Source organism: Niabella aquatica (assembly GCF_054779315.1).
The window spans coordinates 42,273-65,674 of the sequence record NZ_BAAGYM010000039.1; the positions used below are offsets into that span (position 1 = coordinate 42,273).

The following is a 23,402-nucleotide window of genomic DNA, read 5'->3' on the forward strand; positions in this document are numbered from 1 at the left end:
AATATGAATTTGTACATCAACAAAAACAGCTATAAACTCAGTTTGACACTTTCGAAGAACATGGTCGGTGCTCAATTTATATGCATGTTGCCGCATTGGTTTTTTATCGTAACTTAGTCAGGACTACGAGGAGCTTCATAAGCTTGCGCCAAAGATCATACATGTGAGAAATTTCCGAAAAACCAGTACATTCAACCTGTTTATTATGACCCGTTTTTTTTCAATCCCGCTGGTGCTACTCCTCATTTCCTGTAGCGGCACCAATGAACCCAAAGAAAAAGCTCGGGGAGTTATTGGATGTTACAGCCCGGCAACCAACGATAAAGACTGGTATACATCAGGCAAAAAAGCCCCTAAATTTGATGGGCTTGGAGGTATTGATTTTAAAATTTCAACCAGCAATAAAGAAGTGCAGGAATATTTTAACCAGGGAATGATGCTTGCTTATGGCTTTAACCATGCAGAAGCGGCGAGGTCATTTTATGAAGCGACAAGGCTCGACTCGGCCTGTGCCATGGCTCATTGGGGCCTTGCCTATGTGCTGGGACCTAATTACAACGCCGGAATGGAAGAAGATAATTTTCAGCGGGCTTATACAGCAGTGGTTAAAGCACAATCACTTTGCCAAAACTGCACCCCGAAAGAAGCGGCGCTTATAGAGGCAATATCGTTGCGCTATGTGGCGCAGCCACCCGCCGACCGCAGCGCTTTGGATATAGCCTATTCTAAAGCCATGAAAAAGGTGTACAGTCAATATCCTGCTGATCCCGACGTTGGAGCTCTTTATGCCGAATCGCTGATGAACCTGCACCCCTGGGATCTGTACGATAAGAAAACCCAAACGCCCAGAGCATGGACCCCCGAACTGATTGCCGTATTGGAGCACCTGGTAAAGATCAATCCAACACACCCCGGCACACATCATTTTTATGTGCATGCACTGGAAGCCTCTGCCACCCCCGAAAAAGCTTTAGGCAGCGCAAAGCTATTGGAAACACTGGTTCCCGGATCGGGACATTTATTGCACATGCCTTCACATATTTATATCAAAACCGGTGATTACCACCTCGGATCTCTTTCCAATATCCGTGCAGTGAAAGCGGACAGCAGCTATACTACCACCTGCCATGCACAGGGAGCTTACCCCCTCTCTTATTATCCGCACAATTACCATTTCCTGGCGGCAACAGCCACGCTGGAGGGTAATTTGAAATGGGCATGGATGGCAGCAACACAATTACAACAGCATACCCCGGAAGAAATTATGCGCATGCCGGGCTGGGGCACGCTACAGCATTATTACACCATACCCTACTACATCGCTGTAAAGTTTTCGATGTGGGACACCCTTCTTTCACTTCCGGCACCACCCAAAGACCTTGTGTACCCCCAGGCAATCTGGCATTATGCAAAAGGCATGGCTTTACTGGGCAAAAATGATATAGCAGGTGCACAAAAAGAAATGAGCAGCCTCAGTTGGCTGTCTGCCGACACTACATTGAAAGAGCTCACGATCTGGGAAATTAACTCCACGGCAGACCTTGTACAGATTGCCGTTAAAGTGCTGGCTGCCGAAATAGCATCCAAACTGTATCAATCAGATCAATCTGTTTTCCTGCTCAGGGAGGCCGTTGCCATTGAAGATAACCTGAACTATAACGAACCGCCCGACTGGTTTTTCTCCATACGGCACCATTTGGGCGCAGTGCTGTTAAAAGCGGGAAAATACAGCGAAGCCGAAATGGCATACAGGGAAGACCTGCAGGCATGGCCGAGGAACGGCTGGGGGCTGATAGGTTTATACAACGCACTTACTAAACAAGGTAAAACCGGTGAAGCTCAAAAAATAAAAGCCGCTTTTGACGAAGCATGGCGATATGCCGATGTGAAAATCACATCGTCTTCATCGCTTATCGATGAATGAATACACCAAAGAACGGGCATTTGCAGAGCAGGATTTTTACCGTCGCCCCGAATGGATACCGATGAATGTCGGGAGGAATGAGAGACCAGCAGGCAGGCGGGTCTTCTGAATTTTTGGGGCGCTCCTGGCTTCGCTTCTTTAGATAAAAATATTTAGTTTAGCTTTTGTATAAACCTGAAACAGCAAAACACAGTTAGACTACTTCGTTAAAATGCAATAAAAGAAAAGTTTAAACAGGATGATAATAAACATTATATGGTTGAACATTTTGTATTCTATTTAGGCTTCGTGCTGATCATCATATCCGCTATAATGCTGGCTAACAAATTAAAAGTAGCCTACCCGATTCTATTGGTTATAGCTGGCTTACTGATCAGCTTTATTCCAGGCATACCTGCAATAAAAATTAACCCTGAACTGATTTTTATTATTTTCCTGCCACCCTTATTATATGAAGCCGCATTTGCTGTTTCATGGAAAGAGATGTGGAAGCTAAGGCGTATTATTACCAGTTTTGCTTTTATAGTGGTTTTCCTTACGGCTATGTCTGTAGCCTTTATTGCCAATTCTTATATTCCCGGCTTTTCGCTGGCATTAGGATTTGTACTGGGAGGAATTGTTTCCCCTCCCGATGCAGTAAGCGCCGGTGCTATCCTGAAATTTGTAAAAGTGCCTAAACAGATAGGTACGCTTCTGGAAGGAGAAAGCTTATTTAATGATGCTTCTTCCCTGATCATTTTCCGGTTTGCAATGGCCGCGGTAGCTACGGGCCAGTTCCTGTGGCAGGATGCGGCGTTGAGCTTCGGGTGGATGGTAGTTGGCGGCGTGGGCCTGGGCATTCTGCTCGCATTTATTTTTTTAAAAGTGCATCGTTTATTTCCTACCGATGTCAATATGGATACCATACTCACACTCGTGACTCCTTACATTATGTATATCGCTGCTGAAGAAGTGCATGCTTCAGGGGTGCTGGCTGTAGTAAGCGGCGGATTATTTTTATCTGTGAGAAGGCACCGGTTCCTCCGCACCTCCCAATCCCGGTTACAGGGCGCTAATGTATGGGCAAGTTTTGCTTTTCTCATCAACGGAATTGTGTTCCTGCTAATAGGACTGGATCTGCCCGAAATTATGCACGGGCTGAATAATGAGGGTATTGGCCTGTCGGCAGCTATTGGCTACGGGCTTTTAATTACCGGCGTGCTTGTAATGGTGAGGTTTTTAGCTTCATTTGGAGCGGTTATCGTTACTTTAATTATGCGGAACTTCATAAACGTAGCCGATCCTGATCCCGGCTTTAAAGCACCCTTATTATTAGGCTGGACAGGTATGCGGGGCGTGGTTTCGCTGGCGGCCGCTTTATCGATCCCGGTTCAGATGGATAACGGGCTGGCATTCCCGCATCGGGACCTGATACTTTTTATTACATTTATCGTGATACTCGTTACATTAATCGTGCAGGGCCTTACTTTACCTGCATTGATCAAAAAGCTGCAATTAGCTGATAAAAAGGAGGACAGCCTGTCTGAGGAAGAAATGGAAACCTTTCTGAGAAAAGGTATGCGGCATGCAGCATTTACTTATTTAAATGAAAATCATAAAGATAAAAAAGTGGAGAGCGAATACTTTCACAGACTGATGGATCGGCTGGAACAGGAAGACCGGGAGGATGCCATACATAAATTGTCTGACCAGGCAAAAGAAATTTATTTTAAGACATTGGAGCAGCAACGCACCTGGCTCCGGGATGAGAATAAAAATAACCTAAAAGTTGATGAAGAGCTCATAAGGAATTATCTGATGAAGCTAGACCTGGAAGAAGAAAGATTAAGGATCGGGTAACCTCTTCTTTGCAGCAAAAAAAACCTGTTTTGGCATAGCACCAAAACAGGTTGATCAATTAGCTGATCTCGATTGTGCGGGGAGTTTTTTTCCTGGCATTCTCTGATTTAGGGATCACCAGTTTCAGCAGGCCATTATTATACCTGGCTTCAATGTGCTCCGCATCTACCACCTCCTTAGGCAACTGGAAGGTTCTTTGGAAAGACTGATAACTAAATTCTCTTCGCGTATAATTATCTTCCTTAACCTCATCCTGTAACTTCTTCGATGAAGAAATAGTAAGCGCAGATCCTTCCAGCGTAATATGAAAATCTTCTTTTTCCATTCCCGGCGCTGCTACTTCCACCTCAAAATTATCGCTGTTTTCTTTAATATTCACCGATGGTACGGTGGTTAAGGTGGATGAAAAGTTATTGTTGCCCCAATTAAAAAGTTCACGGCTAAAAAAGTCGCCGAACAAAGAGGGGGTAGTTAAAAAACCATTGTTTTTTTTAACGAGTGACATAATCAGACCTCCTTTTTTAAATAGATTAAACAATAAAATTTTCAATGAACTGAAATAAAAAATTCAAATGCTGTACCAGATTGCACCACACACTACACTTTGTCATTTCAACAAAGAAACATTGTCAGGAAATATGACTTTTCTTCCGCGCAAACAGGAAGACTTTAGGAGATGTCTTCATTTCCTGTGCGGTACAGTAATCATTTATCAGCTTCGTATTTCACGGCGCATAAAAAGGTAGTATGCCAGCGCAAAGCAAACCACAGCTGCAGCCAGTAAGCCGCTTAGCTGCGGCCATACGATCATCAGGCTTTCTTTAATTGGCAGCGGTGCAGGAATAGCTCCGGCCATCTGTTCCATTGTAAGAGGCCCCAGGCTACGAACAGAGGGCATCAGTAACGTAGTAGTGGCATCTGTATAAAGCTGTCCGGGCGCTATGCGCAGCAGGTTCAATATTAAATCATTATATGCTACGATCTGATCCTGTGAAAGAAAATCCGGATCGGGTAAAAACGCCCTTATAACAAGATTTACAACAATCTGGTAAAATACGGTAAAAAATAGCCAGATGCCAATGGCCGTAAGTGCTGAAGTGGCCGCCTGTTTGAACTTAACGGACAATAAAATAGCAAGGCTTAACCAGAAAGCCACGTAAACAATACTCAGCGCTATAAAGGCCAGTATGCGCAGCAGCTCCTGGGGTTCCATACGAACCCCGGTTAAAACCAGCCCACCTCCTATCATCAGCAGTGTCAACGACAGGAACAGGGTACTTATGACTATAAGAGCGCTCACAAATTTTGCAAGCAACAGGTTATCCCTGTATACAGGCTGTGCCATCAGCCGCGTAAGCGTGCCGCTGTTTTGTTCTGCATTAATGGCATCAAATCCAAGGCTGATACCCAGCAACGGGCCTAAAAAGCTTAAAAACACATGAAAGGGAGGTATCGAATTATCGGTAGTGGTCAATAACTTCAGGTACAGGAAAATCCGGTCAGGATCATCTGTATTGCTGATAGCTGCTTTTATATTTCCCAGGGATACATACATTGACGCAAAAAAAGTAAGTACAATTAATGTTATAAGCACAATAAAGCGCCAGCTGCGTATATGATCCGCAATTTCCTTGCTTACCATTACGCGGAAAGGACCTGCATTTGATGCACTTTGCAATATTTTATTGCTTTTTGCCTTTTTTGAAGAACGATCTTTGAAAGAAACCGCCTGACTTTCCATTAGCTGTATTTTCAGTTAAATTGTTTTCAAAATATTTTTGATAAATATCGTCCAGTCCGTACTCTTTTTTATGCACGCCCATAATATCATATCCTCTCTCTACAAAAAAACGAACGATGTCCGGAGTAACATCACTGCCACACCCCACCTCTACTGTTTTTTCTTTTACGGTGATCTGCCTGATCGCCTCCCAGTCTTTTAATTCCGGTTCCAGGTGCCAGGGTTGAGGTATTATTTCTTTCAGAGTAATAGTTGTTACATGCCCTTCCTTATTAAAAAGGTCGCCGGATAAAGCGTCCATATTACCCTCAACCAGTAATTTGCCGCCCACAAAAATGCCCACCCTGTCACACACCTGTTGTACATGGTGTAAATGATGAGAGGAAAGCAAAACCGTAAGCCCCTGCTGTTTGCTCAGCTGCTTGATCAATACTAAAAAGTCTTTTACACCACTGGGATCAATACCAAGTGTAGGCTCATCCAAAATGATAATATCGGGCTGTTTGATCAGCACATCTGCCAGTCCCAGGCGCTGCTTCATACCACGCGAGTAGGTGGCTGTTCTTTTATACATATCATTTGCAAGACCCACCTGCTCCATCATTTCCTGTGCGCGTGTTTTTATTTCGTGTTCCGGAATACCATTCAGCCGGCCAATATATACCAGGTTATCGAGCGCAGTCATATTATCATAAAATCCTACACTATCGGGCATATAACCCACCCTTCTTTTAACAGCAATAGGGTTGCTGGTCGCATTATGTCCGCAAACATAAGCAGTACCTGAAGTAGGGTCTGTCAGGCCCAGCATCATTAATATAGTAGTGGTTTTACCGGCACCGTTGGGACCCAGCAGGCCAAATATTTCTCCCTTTTGAATATCCAGGTTCAGCTCATCCACTGCTTTCAGCGTACCATAGCATTTTGTCAGCCCCTTCAATTGTATGATAGGATCCATCATCTGTAAATCGTTATGTTTTTAATCCCGCAAGGCAAAAAGAAAATCAGCCTGTATTTTTTTTACCGAAAAGAGTATACTTTGCCTCATACTTATCTTCTGCCGTATTTACGGATAAGATAATACACAAGGGCAATGGACAGCAGTATGACGAGTATACCTATCCAGCCCGAAAGCAGTGATGTTTTTACAACTATGCGGAATGCTGCATTAGCATTGGCATTAGGATTTTTAACGGTAAAGGTGGTGGCATAGTCGCCTGCAATAGTTTTATCAGGTATGCTTAATGTGGCGGTTACATCCAATGTCTTGCCCGGCTCCAGCTGCTTGATTTTTGAAGGTTCGAAAGTAGCTTCCCATTTTGAAGGTGCCTGCACAGAAAGCTCCAGGTCGTTTAAAGGAAGCGTCCCCGAATTTTTTACCACCAGGTGAAGCTCTTTCCGGCTGCCTGATGTTACTTCGTCACTTAACCGTCCTGTAGGAGTGGTTAGCTCTACGCTATAAGAGCCTTTTACCACTGCTTCCAGGTCCAGCAATAAAGTATCAGCGCTGGATACAGCCCTTACAGGTATCTTATATTTATCAGGTTTTGCAGCTGCTGTTGCATTAATCTCTATAGATATATCCTGGGTTTGACCACTATTAAGGTTGAGTGAAGTGACCTGGCTGCCATCTACTCTGTAAGAAATAAGCCAGCCAATAGGCAGATCAGCTTTTAATTCATAAACTCGTGAAACTGCGGCACCATTATGCAAAGAAGTATTGTAACGGAATGTTTCATTGGCAGCGGCTTCAATATTCATCAGTTTGGTCGTAAAAGATGATTTTCCATCTGCACCGGCGGGCGGCTGCTGCGCAAGGGCAACGCCTGATAACAAAAATGCCGAGAAATAAACAGTTACAAACATAGATAAGCGCCATTTGCGCAAACGGGTAAAAAAGGATCCTGTTAACATAATCTAATAACTAAAATTTATAAATAATAGCGTCAAAGAATCTCTGTTCAATAATTATAACCAGTAAAATTTTGTAAAAACGGCATGCTAATTTATAAAACCGGGAAATATTATAAACTAATTTTAAAAAAATTTAACATAATTGAAATTTTTCCGCTTCATTGAAAGATGGTTTTAAAATAGAAGTCTGCATAAAAAAAGAAACCATAAAGTTGCATAGATTTGTAGGTTCAACAACTTTAAAAGATGCGAAAAGTAATTCTAGACCTGGCGGTTACTATAGATGGGTTTATTGAAGGCCCGAAAGGCGAAACCGATTGGTGCATCATGGAAGAGGATATGAACTTCGACGGCTTTTTATCCACTATTGATGCCATATTTTACGGAAGAGCCAGCTATGACGCCTGGGGACATTTTGAGCCCGGCAAAAATGCGCATGAAACGGAAGTAAAACTCTGGCAAAATATTCACTCTAAAAAAAAATACGTTTTTTCAACGCAAAGAAGAACCGATCATAAAGCCATTTTTATAAATGGCGGCATAGCTCAAAAAGTTGAGGCGATGAAACAGCAGGAAGGCAAAAACATCTGGCTTTATGGTGGAGCCGGCATCATCCGGACATTTATCGAATCCGGTCTTATAGATATTTACAGGATATCGGTGCATCCTATAGTCTTAGGAAGCGGGAAGCCATTATTTGAAGACCTGAAAAAGCGGATAGCGCTGAAACTGATTACAGCCAACACTTTTAAATCAGGCGTTGTGCAACTCATTTACGAACCTCAATAATTGCAATGGAAACCAGACAGGATATTTTTCAGGTAATTGCCGACCCCACCAGACAGGCAATCAACACTTTAATTGCCCTGCAGGCAATGACACCCAATGCTACAGCTGAACATTTTGATACCACCGGCAAGCCATATCTAACATTTACGCATTTTTACGGAATGCGAACTAATCAAACAGGAACATAAAAGCCGGGAGATCTATTACCAGCTTGAAGTGAATAAAATGAAGGAAATAGACAGGTGGCTGGAGCAGTTCCGAAAAATATGGAAAGACCGTTTTGATACCCTTGATAAGCTACTGGCAAAAATTCAAAAGAAATAAGCTATGGAAAATATATATAACCGAGCTCGGGGAATGACGGGAACTATAAAAGCTCCGGTTGAGCTGTCCATGTATTCAATGGTAAGGGTAGACAGGCCCAGCACTTTGAACGACTCTGGAAATTACCCTGATCAAAAATATATCAAAATATGAAAAAGAAGAGCAGTAGTGAAAATACTAAATTTTGCGCTTTCCTTCGGGGTGTAAATGTAAAAGGGACTGCCATGAAAATGGCAGAAGCCTGTTCAGTATTTGAAAAAGGCGGCATGGAAAATGTATCATCGGTCCTGGCTTCAGGCAACATCCTGTTTTCATCTTCGAAAAACAGGAACGAATTAAAGAAACTATTAGAAAAAGCCATGTCAGCGTATTTTGGTTATGAAGCCTTTCTTTTTATAAAAGATAAAAATGAAGTAGCATCTATTTTCAGCCAAAAACCTTTTACAGCCGACGCCGGTTTTCACATTTATGCTTTTTTAGGCGTTGACGGAATCGAAGAAAGGTTAAAGGAGGAATTTGAAAGATCCGCGAAAATAAATGGAGAAGAAGGCCGGATCGCAGCTAACCATTTTTACTGGAAAGTACCCAAAGGGAATACGCTCGATTCTACATTCGGGAAAATACTCGGACGCAAAGACCTCAAGCATGCTTTCACTTCACGTAACCTGAACACTTTTGAAAAAGCTTTAAAAAAGATGTAAAAATTTTATTAAAAAAGGGAAATTTTAAACATTCTGTAATATTCGCGCTTTTACTGATTCACGGTGGTTTAAGCAAATTCTTCAATTATATGCCGCTGCATGATGATCTGCCTGATGCGTTGATAAAAGACAATGCTGCTTTTCTGGAGATCTCCTGGCTGTTGCCGCTGATCGGTCTGGGCTGCCTGCTCATTAGATTTCCCAAAACAAGGACGTTAGGCGTATTATTAGTATTTCCCGTAATGGTTGGAATATTGCTCACCCATTTTTTCGTAGCACCCGGCGAACTCCCATCGCAATTGTATTATGGGCTATACCTCTTTGATTATTTTCGACAATCAACAAAAATATTCAGCATTGCTTAAATAGAACATCGCAGCAGGTTTAAACAGATATTTCACATACAAAAATACGCAGGGGTCTAAGTATAAAGTCATTTGCAAATTGCTTGTAAGGCCACTCAGCACCAGCATACCGAAAGCTGAAAATAAGATCCGGGGGCGGCATCCCGGTTGGTTTTCAGACGGTAACATAACAAATAACAGCAAACCAAAAAGAATACGAGCCTGATGCTTGGCGTGATGCCTTTTTTTGAGCAACACGAGTTGTAAATCAGGATGAAGAATTTGAAGAGGCCTCTGCTAACCTGTTTGTATATGATGTGGGGATTCAACAGGTTTTAGCTCGTTTTCCTGTAGTTCCATATCGCAAATCCGTTTAGTACAATAGCAAAACCAATCAGGTAGAGCAGTTCTTTTTTTACTGCTGCCAAACCACTTCCCTTCAATACAATCAGCCTGACTACCGTGATAAAATGCGTTACCGGTGTAAGATTAGATATTGCCCTGGCCCAATCCGGCATACTGTCGACACTGGTAAAAAATCCGCTCATAAGCATAAATATCATCATAAAGAAAAAGGCAATGAACATAGCCTGTAACTGCGTGTCGGCAAAAGTAGAAATCAATAAGCCCAAACCTAACAAGGCCACCAGGTAAACTGCAGCAAACAGGTAAAGTACGGCCAAACTGCCTTGTGGGAAAATGCCGTAGAAAATATACATTACTGTTAACCCTACCGTAAATACGATCATTCCTACAATCCAGAACGGTATAAGCTTACCGAGAATAAACTGCCATTTTTTAACAGGTGTTACATTAATCTGCTCAATGGTGCCGATTTCTTTTTCCCGCACGATATTGAGCGCCGTAATAAATCCGCCGATAAGGGTAAGCAACAATACCAATATGCCGGGAACCATATAATACTTGTACTCGGCACGTGGGTTGTACCAGTTGGAGCCGGCAATGCTGATGGATGCTTTTGAGGCAGAAACAGTACTTGTGGGCGATTTGATATTCACGTCCAGGTTACTATTAAAGTCGGCTATAACGGAAACCAGGTATGCTCCGCCTAATGCCGATTTTGTACCATTAATCGCATCTACCGAAATATTGAGCTGTTGACTGCCTTCCCGAACCAAATTTCGCTCAAAGTGAGGCGGGATTTCCAGCACTAAATCGGCGGCACCCTCTTCAATCATTTTCAGACCTCCTTTATAGGAATTCGGATCTCCCACCATGCGGAAATAACCTGATGAAGCAATTTTGTTAACCAGCTTTTTCGAATAGCTGCTGTGGTCGTTATCTACATAAGCCATATTAATATTCTTAACTTCAAAATCAGCAGCCAAAGGCAAGATGATAAGCTGGATAACGGGCATAGCAAACATCATGGCCAGGATCGTCTTATCCCTGAATATCTGGCGGAATTCTTTTTGTAACAGGAACTGCAATACTTTCACGAAAGCCTGATTTTAAATTTTTTTAATGATATAGTAAGCAATAAAGCGGACATTCCTGCCAATACCAGCGTTTCTTTCCACACATAACTAAAGCCCAGCCCCTTCAGCATTACGGCTTTTACAATAGCATAATAATATCCTGACGGGATAATGCGGGATATAACACGAAATATCCATGGCATATTTTCTATCGGGAACATAAACCCGGTAAGCAACATGGTGGGCAGCATCATTCCCATCATCGATATCAGCATAGCGGTTTGCTGTGAATTGGTAACATTAGAAATAAGTAAGCCCAACGACAAGCAGGTAATGATAAACAGGATGCTTTCAGCAAAAAGTAACATCAGGCTGCCTCTTATTTCCACATGCAGCAGGAATACAGAAAGTAACAATATGAGAGTAAAATTGATGAGCGAAAGTATCAGGTACGGAATTGCTTTTGCTATCAATACCATAATGGGTTTAAATGGCGATACCAGAAGGATTTCCATAGTGCCCAGCTCTTTTTCACGAACCACTGCAACGGATGTGAGCGCGGTGCTGACAATCATAAAAATCAATGCAATGACACCCGGGATAAAGTTAAGCGAACCGTTCTGCTCTTCGTTATATAATTGTCTTAACTCCGGTACAATCTGGTACGCCGGTTTGCTGTTCGGATTGAGCTCCTGCTGGTAATTGCTGATGATGGCGGTTAAATAATTGGTAACGATGGTTGCTGTATTGGGATCGGAAGCATCGGCAATAAGCTGGATTTTTGCCCCTCCTGTTTTGTAAAGATCCGAACCAAAACCAGCAGGAAATATTACGGCACATTTGATGCTTCCGTATTTGAAGCGCTTTTGAATATCAGGATAATTTAATACAGGCTGTTTTATTTTGAAGTAGGAACTGGATTGTATTTTAGCGATGATTTGCTCCGATTGTACATCACGGGCATTATCCTGTATGGTAATGCCGATATTTTTCACCTCGCTGCTTAATGCAAAACCAAACAGCAAGATCTGCACAATCGGGAGCCCGAAAAGTATCAGCAAGGTTCTTCTGTCACGGAATACGTGATAAAATTCTTTTTTTATAAAGGATAATAATTGTTTCATTTGTTTTTATAATTCTTTCATTCCTTATTTCCTATGCTATTCCCCTCTCTTCGCTCCTCTTGCCAGTTGATAAAATACATCATCCATTGAGTGCGCGTTGAATTGTTTTTTCAAATTTGCTGGTGTGCCCAGCGCTTCAACACGACCATCCACCATTACGGTAATGCGGTTGCAATATTCGGCCTCGTCCATATAATGGGTGGTTACAAATACCGTGATGCCGTCTGCCGCAGCCTGGTAAATCATATCCCAAAACTGCCGCCTTGCAATAGGGTCAACCCCGCCCGTAGGTTCATCCAGGAAAACAATTCTGGGCCGGTGAAAAATGGCTACCGAAAAAGCCAGTTTCTGTTTCCAGCCCAAAGGCAGTGAACCAACCATTTTCCTGGCTTCATTCTCCAGCCCTAGTGAAGCTACGAGCTCTTTGCTCCGTTGTTTTATTTCGGCGCGGGATACACCATACACGCCACCGTAAAACTCAATATTTTCAAGCATGGAAAGATTGTCGTATAAAGAGAATTTCTGACTCATATAGCCGATGTTCTTTTTAATCTGTTCCTGCTGTTTGTATACGTCAAAACCCGCCACCAATGCAGTTCCCGATGTTGGATAAGACAATCCGCAAAGAATACGCATGGCCGTAGTTTTGCCCGCACCGTTGGCACCCAGAAAACCAAATATTTCGCCTTTATCCACCTCAAAGCTGATGCTGTCTACTGCCTTAAAATTGCCAAACTGTTTGGTGAGATTTTTACAGGTAATTACTTTATGCTCCATATTCTATTTTTTTACTGCAGATGCACAGGTAAAAAATAATGACCTGTGTATTTGTAATATATATCACTCTCTGTTATTCATTAACCTTATAAAACAATCTTCAATAGTGGGCGTGATAATTTTTGCTTCAAGTCCTTCCAGATGGTCCTTACCTGCAATTCTTATAATACTTAGCGCATCTGCATCATTTGCTTTAAGTGTAAGGTGCACATATTCTCCAAACGCATAACAGCTTTCGATGGCATCATCCGAACGAAAATCTTCCAACAGCTTATAGATATTGTTGGCTCTGGCTGCGAAAAGCGGTTTCGGATAATTTTGTACAATAGTTTGCGGTTGGTCAATGGACATGATTTTGCCGCCCTGTATCAACGCAATCCGGTCGCATAATCTAGCCTCGTCCATATAAGGCGTGGAAACGACGATCGTAATGCCCTGCTTTTTCAGCTTCGCCAGCATTTCCCAAAACTCTTTTCGGGAAACCACATCCACGCCCGTGGTCGGTTCATCTAAAAATAATATATCCGGCTTATGAATCAGGGCACAGCATAATGCCAGCTTCTGCTTCATACCACCCGACAGTTTTCCTGCTCTCCGGTTGCTGAATGGTTTGATCTGCTCGTAAATGTCTTTTATCAGCTCATAATTTTCCCGGATGGTAGTTCCGAAAACAGTAGCAAAAAAATCCAGGTTCTCGACTACGGTAAGGTCCTGGTATAAAGAAAACCGTCCGGGCATATAACCCACCCTGTTGCGTATTTGCCGGTAGTCTTTTACTACATCAAAATTTTCAATGGCAGCAGTACCGTTATCAGCAAGCAACAAGGTGGTCAGGATACGGAAAACAGAAGTTTTACCCGCACCATCAGGACCGATCAGGCCAAACAATTCTCCTTTATTTACTTCAAAGGAAACATCATTCACCGCCTTAACATCACCATAGGTTTTGGTTATATTTTTTACAATTACTGAAGGCATACTTTTGTTATTTTAACCAAAATATAAATCCGATACATGGGGTTAGTAAAAACCTGAAAGGCTGATATCGACAGCATTATTTTTATTTTTCCCTTCGGGATTTTGCCCCTTATATTTTTTATAATACACTCATTGTTTTCCATTCACTGCAGCCAGATGTTAACTACTGGCTTTTAGCCATTAGCTAATCGCTTTTGAATGTGTGAAATACCATTACGGTACAATGTTTGGAGGTTCTCACTGCCTGTTTTTGGGCGAACAGCTAAAATAAAACTTCGCCATACATCCCGATTTTCAAATAACCGTCATTCCTGACTCTTACTTTAACCGCGTAAACCAAATTGGCTCTTTCGTCTTTGGTTTGAATGGTTTTAGGAGAAAATTCAGACTTTTCCGAAATCCAAACAATAATTCCCGGATATTCTTTGTATTTATCCTTACCATTATCAATTTTCACTTTCACCTGTTGCCCGATCTTTACCTGAGATAATTGCGCTCCTGTTATATATGCTCTCAAATCAAGCGTATCCATGTTAGCTATTTTATACAATGGCTTCCCAACCGTCTGCATTTCTCCCTGTAAAGCATAGCTGACCAGTACCGTTCCGGTAACAGGATTTATGATCTGCCCTTTATTGATCTGCTCCTGGAGTTGAGCAGCCGACTTTTCCATCGGGGCTTTCTCACTTAATATACTGCGGTTTTGCATATTGGTGGTATAGGTGTTCAGTTTGAGCTGCTGTTGTGTGACAGAAATTTGTTTTTGTAACTGGTCTATCGATGCATTGATATCGTCTAACTGCTTGCGCGTAGCGGCATCTGCGTTTACGAGATTTTCGGTACGTGTTTTCTCCTTTAATTGCTGTGCGAGCTGTGCTTTCTGCACATCAAGCTGCCGGCGCACTAATTCAGCCTGGTCATTAGGCATTGCCGTTTTTTCGCGTAATGCCGCAATGCTGGCGTCCGCCTGCTGTTTTTGCAGTTCTACTATCTTAACATCAATCTGGCCTACATGATCCCCGGCTTTTAACAGGTTGCCTTCTCTCACATTATAGGAGAGTAATACACCATTCTGCTGTGCAGATACGATCACCTCATCGGCTTCAAAATTGCCGGAAGCATCGTAATTGTTGTTTTGCCTGCAGCCATTCAGAAATATTGCAACAGCAAAAAATACTATCCAATTTCTCATTTTTATTATTTTATTTTTACTTACTATAAATGAAAATGATCTTATTCATATATCAGGGCTGTTTTAATTTCCCGTTATAAATTTTTGATTATACTTCGCCTGTAATAACTGTATTTCGTGCAATATTTTGATTTGTTTTGCCAAATGTTCAGCGGCTACCTTTTGGATGTACTCGTGGGTGGTTATAACACCGTTGCTCAATTGTGCTTCAGCAGATCTTGTTACAGCGCTGCGTAAAACAATCGCTTCTTCATCCTGGTTAATAAGCTCGGCATATTTTTTTATCTGCTCATTCTGCTGAACCAGGTCAAGCCGGGTATTCAGTAAAAAAGCTTCCCGGTCAGCTTCAACTGATTGCTCGTTGAGCATAAGTATATTTTTTTTATTCGATAATGTGTAAAGACTGCCTAACGACCAGCTAAACCTTAAGCCTGCCACATACCAGGGGCCGAATTGATTCTCAAGAATGTTTAATGTAGGCCTGCCGTAAGCCCCCTGGAAAAAAGCGCTTACCTGTGGAAGGTGACCCGACCTTAATTCCTTTCTCTGTATATCATACATCGATCTTTGCAGGTCAAAACCTTTCAGCTCTGGCCTGTTAATAATATTTTGTGCAACAGCTGTTGCTGGTACAATCAACTGTGCGGACTCAGGCAATGCTTTACCGATAAACAGTGAAAGCATCTTTAAATAAGCAGTACGGTTAAATTTATATTCTGTACCTGTCATTTCAATATTCAGTATCTCGGCTTTCAGTTCGTTGAGATTACTTCTGAAGGCTGCACCGTTTTCAAGTGCCGCTTCGGTTTTCTGCATTTGAGTCTGAAGGTTAATTTTATTCAGCTCATTTTGTTTCAATTGGGCATCCATCAATAGTACAGAAAAGAAAAGGTTATTAATCCGGCTGTTTATGGCATACAGGCTGGTTTCAAGATGCTGTTCCTGCAATTCTTTACTGGTATTAATCAGGTCTTTCTGGATATGGGTATTGCCCCTGTCATATAAAAGCTGATTGATCTCGCCCTGGATCTTGTACTGGTCTTTACTAATAGATGGAAGCGTTATCCCTTGTGGCAGCGCACCCAGGGCATCAGAGAAACTTACTGTTTGCGACTGGTAAGTAGCCTGACCGGAAAAGTTTACCTGGGGGAGATATTTTTTATTGACATCCTGTATATCATATGCACTGGCCTGAGCAATCAGGTCTATTTTTTTTATATCCGGATAATTTGCCTTTGCCAATTGATAGCACTCTTCCAATGTAATGGATTGTGCGTTTGAGCTGTATACAGCAATTAACCAACAGCCGACAGTCCAGATTGTTTTATGAATCATTTTGTTTAACTTTATATTTTAATCATTTGATTAAATTAAATACGCAGATATTTTCGCTTTTCAACTGCCTGGTATTATATGCTTCGTTTTTTTACTTCGCTTTCATTATTGCCTTTAGCCATATAGGGATAAGCTTTTTTCGCTTCTGTACAAACTGGTTAAAGTCTCTCACGTTCAGGCCATTAATATTCATGATTATCGGTTGGGCAATAAATGGGAAAATGGTCAATCCAAGCAGGTTTATTAAAAACTGCAGCGGATCAGATTCAGTGATTTTTCCATCAGTAACGGCTTTCTGATATTGCCTGAAAAATGCCGAGGAAAAGACCGCCTGCCTTACCGGCAATTTTTTCAGGAAAATTCCGGGGTTGCTGCGGACTTCCGTCATGATGAAAGTTGGGATCTCAGGTTCCTTTGCTAACAGGTCTATATACCTGCTGGTAATTTCCTGTATTTTCTTTTCTAATGAAGTAGTTTCATCATTGATCACTATCACTATATCCTGGAAAAAAACAGACAAGGTTTCGATCATTATCATCTCGAACAGCTTTGCCTTACTACGGAAATAGTAATTGAGCAAGGCAAGGTTCATGCCTGCCTCCTCTGCTATATCTCTTGTGCGGGTAGCAGCAAAGCCTTTTTTATAGAATACAGTGCGGGCAGCATCTTTTATCTTTTCTTCTGTGGTGGTATCTGGTTTTTGAACTTTTTTGCTTTTTGCCATTTGCGATAATGTCTTTTCAGAAACAAAGATATCAACTAATTTTATATTTAATCAATAATTTTAATCATTTGATTAATAAATGACAGGTTCACAACCTATATGTTTCAAACTGTGCCGGGAAAAGCGCTTTTGGTCGCTCATCATCATCTTTTATCTACAACTTCCTGCTTTATGTCTACTCCGTATAACGCTAAGCAGTATTTTATATAGTTTTGAAAAATCAATACTACAAAATGAAGATTATAAAAGTTTTAGCACTAATTACAGCAGGCCTGCTGCTGATAGTTGTAATCGGCAGCACTTACATCAATTATGCCTTTCCCAGAGTGAATAAAACAGCTGTGGTCAACCTGAATATCCCCGGCGCTTCTCTTGAGCGGGGCAAATACCTGGCCCATCATGTGGCAGTTTGTATGGATTGTCATAGCAAAAGAGATTGGAATGTATTTAGCGGCCCTATGGTAAGGGGCTCTGAAGGTATAGGAGGAGAAAAATTTAGCCGGGAAGCCGGATTTCCGGGGGAAATTTATGCACCCAACCTCACACCCTACCACTTATCTGGCTGGACAGATAATGAAATCTACCAGGCTATTTGTGCCGGTATAGGTAAGGATGGCAGGGCAATTTTTCCTTTAATGGCCTACAAACGCTTTGGCAAGATGGCTACGGAAGATATCTATAGTATTATTCTTTATATACGTTCGCTGCAGCCTCTTACGAACCAGCTGCCTCAAACAGCAATCGATTTTCCGGTGAGCTTGCTTAATAAGTTAGGCCCTGCAGATCCCACTCCCCAGGCGCTGCCCGACACCTCGAACAGGATCGCTTACGGAGCTTATCTTATTAATGCAGCTGGTTGTGTAGATTGCCATAGCAAGGTAAATAAAGGCGTAATAGTGGAAGGTACTGCATTTAGTGGCGGTATGGAATTTAAACAACCTGCCGGCATAATAAGGGCGCCCAATATCACCATGCATCAAGCAACAGGTATCGGCAGCTGGACCAAAGAACTTTTTATACAAAAATTTAAAGCTTACGAGAATACGGGAAATTTACAAAAACTGAAAACTAATGAATTAAATACCCCAATGCCCTGGAATATGTATGCAGGTATGAAAGAATCTGACCTGGAAGCCATTTACCTGTATTTAAAGAGCCTGACTCCTAAAGAAAATGCTGTTGCCGTTAGAGAATACTTAAAGTACAGGTGATTTTTCACCGGCGGCGATTACCAAACAATTCTTTTTAGATGAAAGCCCTTTATTTTTTCATCATATCCGGGCAGATACATGAAGCCGCTATATCTCCGATACTTTAACTTTAATGATCATTATAAGACGGCCGCAACTTACAGATAATAGTGCAATTATAAATCCAACAACGCGAACGATTACTGCCTTAACTGCATTACAGGATTCAACAACTGGTCGAACGGTTATTGCCATTTAACAGTAAAACCTGTCTTATGGCAAGGTGAAATGAACTATGTATTTATAAATTAGCAGCAAATAAAACGAATAGAACATGAAAGAAAATAAATTGCTGCAAATGAACAATATTGGCATCGTGGTACAATCCCTCGATACGGTCATTCCTTTTTTCACGGAGTTGGGAATGAAACTCGAAGGGCGAGCCACCATTGAAGGAGAATGGGCAGGTCGTGTTACAGGCCTGGGATCTCAATGCGTAGAGATGGCGATGATGGTTACACCCGATGGGCACAGCAGAATTGAGTTATCCCGGTTCCTCAATCCCCCAACTGTTACAGATCATCGAACGGCTCCTGTAAATGCGCTTGGCTATCTTCGCATAATGTTCGCAGTTGAAGATATTGAGGAAATGATAACAAGGCTTTGCCGCCACGGGGCCCAGCTCGTGGGCGAAGTAGTACGGTATGAAAATACGTATAAGCTCTGCTACATTCGGGGCGCTGAAGGTATTCTCATAGGGCTGGCAGAACCACTGAGCGATAAATGATTAAACGGAACAATAGCAATTGAAAACTCAATAGCATAAACTATAAGAACTCCCATTGTTTGCCTGCCTGCAGAAAATTTAGAAAATACGCTGTCATGTGGGCAGCACTGGAAAATAAAACCGTTAAGAAATTGCAGGAGCGCTATGGAAATAAATCTATTTGTCTGATATTTCCTGCATCTGTTCCCCTAAGCGTCATTAAAAGCGGTGTGTTTTGGTTTTTGGTAGGACAATTGCCAGAAAGATGAAAACAATCATCTGGAACACGGAACTAATAAACAGATCTCCTAAAAAATCTATCAATCCGTTGATGAGATTAACATTTCCGCTTTAACCACACTGATAAAAGAAGTGGTGCAACCGGATAAAAGATTTCAGAAGCCCTTAAAAATGGTATAATACTGCTATATGCTGAATTGCAAAATCTTTACTTATCTTTATATGGAATTGTTTCATTTATAAAACCAATAACAAAAATCATGAAAAACTACATCCTTATTGCGGCAATGCTTGGTACCCTAGCCGCCTGTAACAACAACAGCAATACAAAAAGCGGCACTACCGAAGACCAGACTACGGAACAAAAAACAGAAGCAATAACACCTGCTTCCAATAGCGACCTTACCGGAAAAGAATGGAAACTATTGGAATTAAACGGCAAACCCGTGGTTCTGGACACTACTTTTCCAAAATATCCGCATGTTCGTTTCGAAACAGAAAACAAAGTTTCAGGGAACCTCGGCTGCAATACTTTTGGAGGCAATTACAAACCCAGTGCCAATAACACCCTGGAGATCTCTGATATTAATGCTACAATGATAGCCTGCCCCAATTTGCAGGTAGAGCAGGCGTTTCTTGAGGTGTTAAAAAGTACCAAAGCGTTTAGTATAAATAATGACACACTTGATTTGAACAACGAAAAGCAGGAAACTATTGCCCGGCTAAAAGCTCAATAAGACAGACGGATCTACCAGGATAATCTTTTTTAAACAATAATGCAGCAGAACATTTATGATAATCCGGGCTTTTTTGAAAATTACGGTAAAATGCTCCGTTCGGTAAACGGCTTAGCGGCTGCAGGGGAATAGGTACATATGCCAATAATAACCTAAAAACAGGTTTATGGCTCAGCGAATTAACCCATATTTACCATGCAGCCGGGGAAAAAGGCTATGAAGTAACGATTGTAAGCCCCAATGGCGGCAATGTACCTATCGACCCGGAGAGCTTAAAGCGTTTCACTTTGGATAAGGTTTCCAAAAAATACTGGAATGACAGTTCATTTCCTGAATTGTTGAAAAACAGCAAATGTCTGAAGGAAGTAGAAAACGAAAATCTTGACCTGATATATTTAGCCGGCGGACACGGCACCATGTATGATTTTCCGGGAGATGAAACCATGCAATCTATTATCCGGAATCAATACGAAAGCGGCAAAATGGCTGCTGCCATTTGTCATGGTGTTGGCGGTTTGCTGAATGTAAAACTATCTGATGGCGGATACCTGATAAAAGATAAAAAAATCACCGGGTTTAACTGGTTTGAAGAAAGCCTTGCCAACAGGAAGAAAAAAGTTCCCTTTAACCTGTAAGCGGGCCTGAAAAAAAGGGGATCTGACTACGAGAAGGCGTTTATCCCGATGACATCAAAAGTGGTAGTGGACGGGAACCTGATCACGGGCCAGAATCCTTTCAGTTCAAAAGAAATGGCAAAAGTAGTGATGAAAGAACTGGAGAAGCAAATAATATACAGAAGTGCACACCCTTCAAAAAGCAACCAACAAAAGCAAGGATAATGTCCAGATCAACCTTACCAACGGACGTTTATCTGCATTTATCAGATCATTGGATTTAGGCAGACTGATCCATTATGAATTTCAGACAGCTTTATATACACGTTGTTGGTACAGGAAGCAAGAAATGATCCCATCAATTGTAACACCCGAAACAATGAAGTTTAGCAAAATCTTTCAGTCGCAAAAAGACTTTTTCAATACGCATCAAACCAAAGATGTGGTTTTCAGAAAAGAGACTTTAAAAAAGCTGAAGAAAATTCTTAAAGGCAACGAAGCCCGTTTGTATGAAGCCATTTACAAAGATTTTCGCAAAAGTGCTTTCGATACTTTTCTCAACGAATTGAACCTGGTGTATAACGAAGTAGATTTTTTCGTAAAGCATTTAGATAAGCTCACCAAACCCCAAAAAGTAAAAACGACGCTCAGCTTACAGCCCGGAAAAAGTTATATCTATTACGATCCGTTAGGGGTTACTTTAGTGATCGGAGCATGGAACTACCCTTATTCGCTTACATTGATTCCGTTGATAAGTGCCATTGCAGCGGGCAACACCTGTATGATAAAACCAAGCGAATTGCCTGAAAACACCATGCACCTTTTAGCAGAGCTGATCAATTCCAGTTTTTCTTCTGATTATATATATGTTGCGGAAGGCAGCATATCTGAGACCACGGAACTTCTCCGGCTCCGTTATGATAAGATCTTTTTTACGGGGAGCCCGAAAGTGGGAAAGATCGTTTATGAAGCTGCCGCAAAAAACCTGGTTCCCGTTGTACTTGAGCTGGGTGGAAAATCGCCTGCGATTGTTACCCAAACAGCAGACCTGGCAATAGCGGCAAGAAGGTTGGTCTGGGGTAAATTTTTAAACGGCGGTCAAACCTGTATCGCCCCTGATTATCTTTTAGTGGAAGCATCCGTAAAGCCGGAATTATTACGGTTGATGAAGGAAAAGCTGGACGAAATCGGTTATTCGGATGGTGCCGAACATTATACCCGTATCATCAATAAGCGAAATTTTGACCGGCTTTTGAGCCTGATAGACGATAGCAAAACAGTTTACGGAGGAAAAAGCAATGAGGATACACTGTATATAGAGCCGACTATTTTGGATAATGTAGATTGGAGTGATGCCATAATGCAGGAAGAAATTTTCGGGCCCGTTTTCCCTGTGATCAGCTTCAGGAATTATGATGAGGTGTTGCAAAAGATTATTGCTGGCGAAAAGCCTTTAGCCGCTTACCTGTTTACCAAAAACGAAAATGAAAAAGCCAAATTACTGCAACGGGTTTCTTTTGGTGGAGGTTGCATCAACGACACATTAATGCACATTACGAACGATTATCTTCCGTTTGGCGGTATCGGAAATTCAGGTATGGGTAACTATCACGGTGAGTATGGCTTCCTTTCGTTCTCGCATCAAAAATCTGTTGTTGAAAAACCTACCTGGGGAGAACCGGACTGGAAATATCCGCCGTATACGGATAAGAAAATGAAATGGCTGAAAAGAGTAATGTAATAACAAATTTAAAACTCAAATTATGCAAACCATATTGGGCGCTAACGGGCAAATTGGCGAAGTACTTGCAAGAGAGCTGAAAAGGAATTTCACTTCTGACATCCGGATCGTAAGTCGTAAAGCCTTAAAAGTAAACGATACGGACCAAGTTTTCCCCGCAGATCTATCCATAAAGGAAAAAGCAATCGAAGCAGTGAGGGGCAGCGAAATTGCATTTTTCACTTTAGGGCTTCCTATCAGTTCCGATTTGTGGGAAAAACAGTTTCCTTTAATCCTGCAAAACGTAATTGACGCCTGCAAAATCTACAGCACAAAGCTGGTGTTTTTTGACAACACCTACATGTACCCGCAGAATGATAACGTTTTGACGGAAGAAACCATTTTTGACCCGGTAGGAAGAAAAGGAAAAGTAAGAAGGGAGATGGCTGAAATGGTTTTAAAAACAATCCGGTCAGGACAGCTGGAGGCTGTTATTTGCCGGGCTCCTGAATTTTACGGCCCCGGTAAAACGCAAAGCATTACCAATACCCTGGTTTTTAATAACATCAAAGTAGGTAAAAAGCTGAAAGTGCCTATAAGCGCTAGCAAAAAAAGAAGCCTGATCTGGACACCCGATGCAAGCCGCGCAACAGCATTGATTGGCAATACACCAGATGCTTTTGGGCAAACCTGGCATTTGCCTGTGGATGAAAGTCATCTAACTTACAAAGAGTTTATTGCATCGGCTTCCGGCATTTATGGCAGGGATTTAAAGTATGCTGTTGTGCCGAAATTTATTTTTAAGATCGCGGCAAGATTTAACGACAGGATAAAAGAATTGCTGGAACTGTTACCCAGATATGAACACGACAATATTTTTGATGATTCAAAGTTCAGAAAACGTTTTCCTGAATTCGAGGTAACCACCTACATGCAAGGGATTGAGCAGATCAGGAATGAACAACTTTCAGCACAAAAATAAAAAACAGT

Annotated in this window: 24 protein-coding genes; 13 read left to right on the top strand and 11 right to left on the bottom strand. The window is 41.7% G+C overall.

Annotation, left to right across the window (positions count from 1 at the left end):
• Positions 1-205 precede the first annotated feature (205 nt).
• Together ACYVBM_RS22155 and ACYVBM_RS22160 are read left to right on the top strand one after the other, a co-directional pair.
• Positions 206-1,924 (top strand): tetratricopeptide repeat protein, encoded by a 1,719-nt coding sequence (locus ACYVBM_RS22155; RefSeq protein ID WP_460687887.1) that lies wholly within the window; start codon positions 206-208, stop codon positions 1,922-1,924.
• Between the two features lie 255 nt (positions 1,925-2,179).
• Positions 2,180-3,763: a Na+/H+ antiporter gene (locus ACYVBM_RS22160; RefSeq protein WP_460687888.1), complete on the top strand. Its 1,584-nt coding sequence runs from the start codon at positions 2,180-2,182 to the stop codon at positions 3,761-3,763.
• Positions 3,764-3,821: 58 nt separating this feature from the next.
• Here the strand turns inward: ACYVBM_RS22160 and ACYVBM_RS22165 are convergent, their stop codons facing one another.
• The 4 genes from ACYVBM_RS22165 to ACYVBM_RS22180 all read right to left on the bottom strand — a co-directional run bounded on the left by ACYVBM_RS22165 (position 3,822) and on the right by ACYVBM_RS22180 (position 7,418).
• Positions 3,822-4,268 carry an Hsp20/alpha crystallin family protein gene (locus ACYVBM_RS22165; RefSeq protein ID WP_460687889.1) on the bottom strand — a complete coding sequence of 149 codons (447 nt, stop codon included), beginning with the start codon at positions 4,266-4,268 and terminating at the stop codon, positions 3,822-3,824.
• A gap of 207 nt (positions 4,269-4,475) precedes the next feature.
• Positions 4,476-5,504 carry an ABC transporter permease gene (locus ACYVBM_RS22170; protein WP_460687890.1) on the bottom strand — a complete coding sequence of 343 codons (1,029 nt, stop codon included), beginning with the start codon at positions 5,502-5,504 and terminating at the stop codon, positions 4,476-4,478.
• Positions 5,446-6,465, bottom strand: coding sequence for an ABC transporter ATP-binding protein (locus tag ACYVBM_RS22175; RefSeq protein WP_460687891.1), 1,020 nt, complete (start codon positions 6,463-6,465; stop codon positions 5,446-5,448). The genes ACYVBM_RS22170 and ACYVBM_RS22175 overlap by 59 nt, the downstream gene beginning before the upstream one ends.
• An 89-nt stretch (positions 6,466-6,554) precedes the next feature.
• The gene (locus tag ACYVBM_RS22180; protein WP_460687892.1) at positions 6,555-7,418 is read right to left on the bottom strand and encodes a COG1470 family protein; all 864 of its coding nucleotides are present in this window, start codon (positions 7,416-7,418) and stop codon (positions 6,555-6,557) included.
• 246 nt (positions 7,419-7,664) lie between these two features.
• Here ACYVBM_RS22180 and ACYVBM_RS22185 point away from each other — a divergent pair, with 246 nt between their 5' ends.
• From ACYVBM_RS22185 to ACYVBM_RS22200, 4 genes are all read left to right on the top strand, one after another.
• Positions 7,665-8,207 carry a dihydrofolate reductase family protein gene (locus ACYVBM_RS22185; RefSeq protein WP_460687893.1) on the top strand — a complete coding sequence of 181 codons (543 nt, stop codon included), beginning with the start codon at positions 7,665-7,667 and terminating at the stop codon, positions 8,205-8,207.
• Between the two features lie 5 nt (positions 8,208-8,212).
• Positions 8,213-8,395 (top strand): hypothetical protein, encoded by a 183-nt coding sequence (locus ACYVBM_RS22190; RefSeq protein WP_460687894.1) that lies wholly within the window; start codon positions 8,213-8,215, stop codon positions 8,393-8,395.
• Positions 8,396-8,680: 285 nt separating this feature from the next.
• Positions 8,681-9,232 carry a DUF1697 domain-containing protein gene (locus tag ACYVBM_RS22195; RefSeq protein WP_460687895.1) on the top strand — a complete coding sequence of 184 codons (552 nt, stop codon included), beginning with the start codon at positions 8,681-8,683 and terminating at the stop codon, positions 9,230-9,232.
• A gap of 89 nt (positions 9,233-9,321) precedes the next feature.
• Positions 9,322-9,597 (top strand): hypothetical protein, encoded by a 276-nt coding sequence (locus ACYVBM_RS22200; RefSeq protein ID WP_460687896.1) that lies wholly within the window; start codon positions 9,322-9,324, stop codon positions 9,595-9,597.
• 314 nt (positions 9,598-9,911) lie between these two features.
• Here the strand turns inward: ACYVBM_RS22200 and ACYVBM_RS22205 are convergent, their stop codons facing one another.
• The 7 genes from ACYVBM_RS22205 to ACYVBM_RS22235 form a co-directional block, all read right to left on the bottom strand.
• Complete coding sequence (locus ACYVBM_RS22205; RefSeq protein ID WP_460687897.1) at positions 9,912-11,036, bottom strand: ABC transporter permease; 1,125 nt, start codon at positions 11,034-11,036, stop codon at positions 9,912-9,914.
• The gene (locus ACYVBM_RS22210) at positions 11,033-12,139 is read right to left on the bottom strand and encodes an ABC transporter permease (RefSeq protein ID WP_460687898.1); all 1,107 of its coding nucleotides are present in this window, start codon (positions 12,137-12,139) and stop codon (positions 11,033-11,035) included. The genes ACYVBM_RS22205 and ACYVBM_RS22210 overlap by 4 nt, the downstream gene beginning before the upstream one ends.
• 36 nt (positions 12,140-12,175) lie before the next feature.
• Positions 12,176-12,916, bottom strand: coding sequence for an ABC transporter ATP-binding protein (locus ACYVBM_RS22215; protein ID WP_460687899.1), 741 nt, complete (start codon positions 12,914-12,916; stop codon positions 12,176-12,178).
• A 63-nt stretch (positions 12,917-12,979) separates the two neighbouring features.
• Entirely contained in the window at positions 12,980-13,894 is a 915-nt protein-coding gene (locus tag ACYVBM_RS22220) for an ABC transporter ATP-binding protein (RefSeq protein ID WP_460687900.1), read from the bottom strand.
• Between the two features lie 262 nt (positions 13,895-14,156).
• A complete protein-coding gene (locus ACYVBM_RS22225; RefSeq protein ID WP_460687901.1) occupies positions 14,157-15,086 on the bottom strand; it encodes an HlyD family secretion protein in 930 nt (309 codons plus the stop codon).
• 63 nt (positions 15,087-15,149) lie between these two features.
• A complete protein-coding gene (locus ACYVBM_RS22230; RefSeq protein WP_460687902.1) occupies positions 15,150-16,421 on the bottom strand; it encodes a TolC family protein in 1,272 nt (423 codons plus the stop codon).
• A gap of 91 nt (positions 16,422-16,512) precedes the next feature.
• The gene (locus tag ACYVBM_RS22235; protein ID WP_460687903.1) at positions 16,513-17,145 is read right to left on the bottom strand and encodes a TetR/AcrR family transcriptional regulator; all 633 of its coding nucleotides are present in this window, start codon (positions 17,143-17,145) and stop codon (positions 16,513-16,515) included.
• Between the two features lie 233 nt (positions 17,146-17,378).
• Here ACYVBM_RS22235 and ACYVBM_RS22240 point away from each other — a divergent pair, with 233 nt between their 5' ends.
• The 7 genes from ACYVBM_RS22240 (at position 17,379) to ACYVBM_RS22270 (ending at position 23,394) form a co-directional block, all read left to right on the top strand.
• Positions 17,379-18,356, top strand: coding sequence for a c-type cytochrome (locus ACYVBM_RS22240; protein WP_460687904.1), 978 nt, complete (start codon positions 17,379-17,381; stop codon positions 18,354-18,356).
• Between the two features lie 313 nt (positions 18,357-18,669).
• Positions 18,670-19,122: a VOC family protein gene (locus ACYVBM_RS22245; protein ID WP_460687905.1), complete on the top strand. Its 453-nt coding sequence runs from the start codon at positions 18,670-18,672 to the stop codon at positions 19,120-19,122.
• Positions 19,123-19,601: 479 nt separating this feature from the next.
• On the top strand, positions 19,602-20,078 hold the full coding sequence (locus tag ACYVBM_RS22250) for an META domain-containing protein (protein ID WP_460687906.1): 477 nt from the start codon (positions 19,602-19,604) through the stop codon (positions 20,076-20,078).
• A 128-nt stretch (positions 20,079-20,206) separates the two neighbouring features.
• Positions 20,207-20,713 carry a type 1 glutamine amidotransferase domain-containing protein gene (locus ACYVBM_RS22255; protein WP_460687940.1) on the top strand — a complete coding sequence of 169 codons (507 nt, stop codon included), beginning with the start codon at positions 20,207-20,209 and terminating at the stop codon, positions 20,711-20,713.
• 48 nt (positions 20,714-20,761) lie between these two features.
• The gene (locus ACYVBM_RS22260; RefSeq protein WP_460687907.1) at positions 20,762-20,917 is read left to right on the top strand and encodes a hypothetical protein; all 156 of its coding nucleotides are present in this window, start codon (positions 20,762-20,764) and stop codon (positions 20,915-20,917) included.
• A 124-nt stretch (positions 20,918-21,041) separates the two neighbouring features.
• Positions 21,042-22,433 carry an aldehyde dehydrogenase gene (locus tag ACYVBM_RS22265; RefSeq protein WP_460687941.1) on the top strand — a complete coding sequence of 464 codons (1,392 nt, stop codon included), beginning with the start codon at positions 21,042-21,044 and terminating at the stop codon, positions 22,431-22,433.
• Between the two features lie 22 nt (positions 22,434-22,455).
• A complete protein-coding gene (locus ACYVBM_RS22270) occupies positions 22,456-23,394 on the top strand; it encodes an NAD-dependent epimerase/dehydratase family protein (RefSeq protein ID WP_460687908.1) in 939 nt (312 codons plus the stop codon).
• The last annotated feature ends 8 nt before the right edge of the window (positions 23,395-23,402 follow it).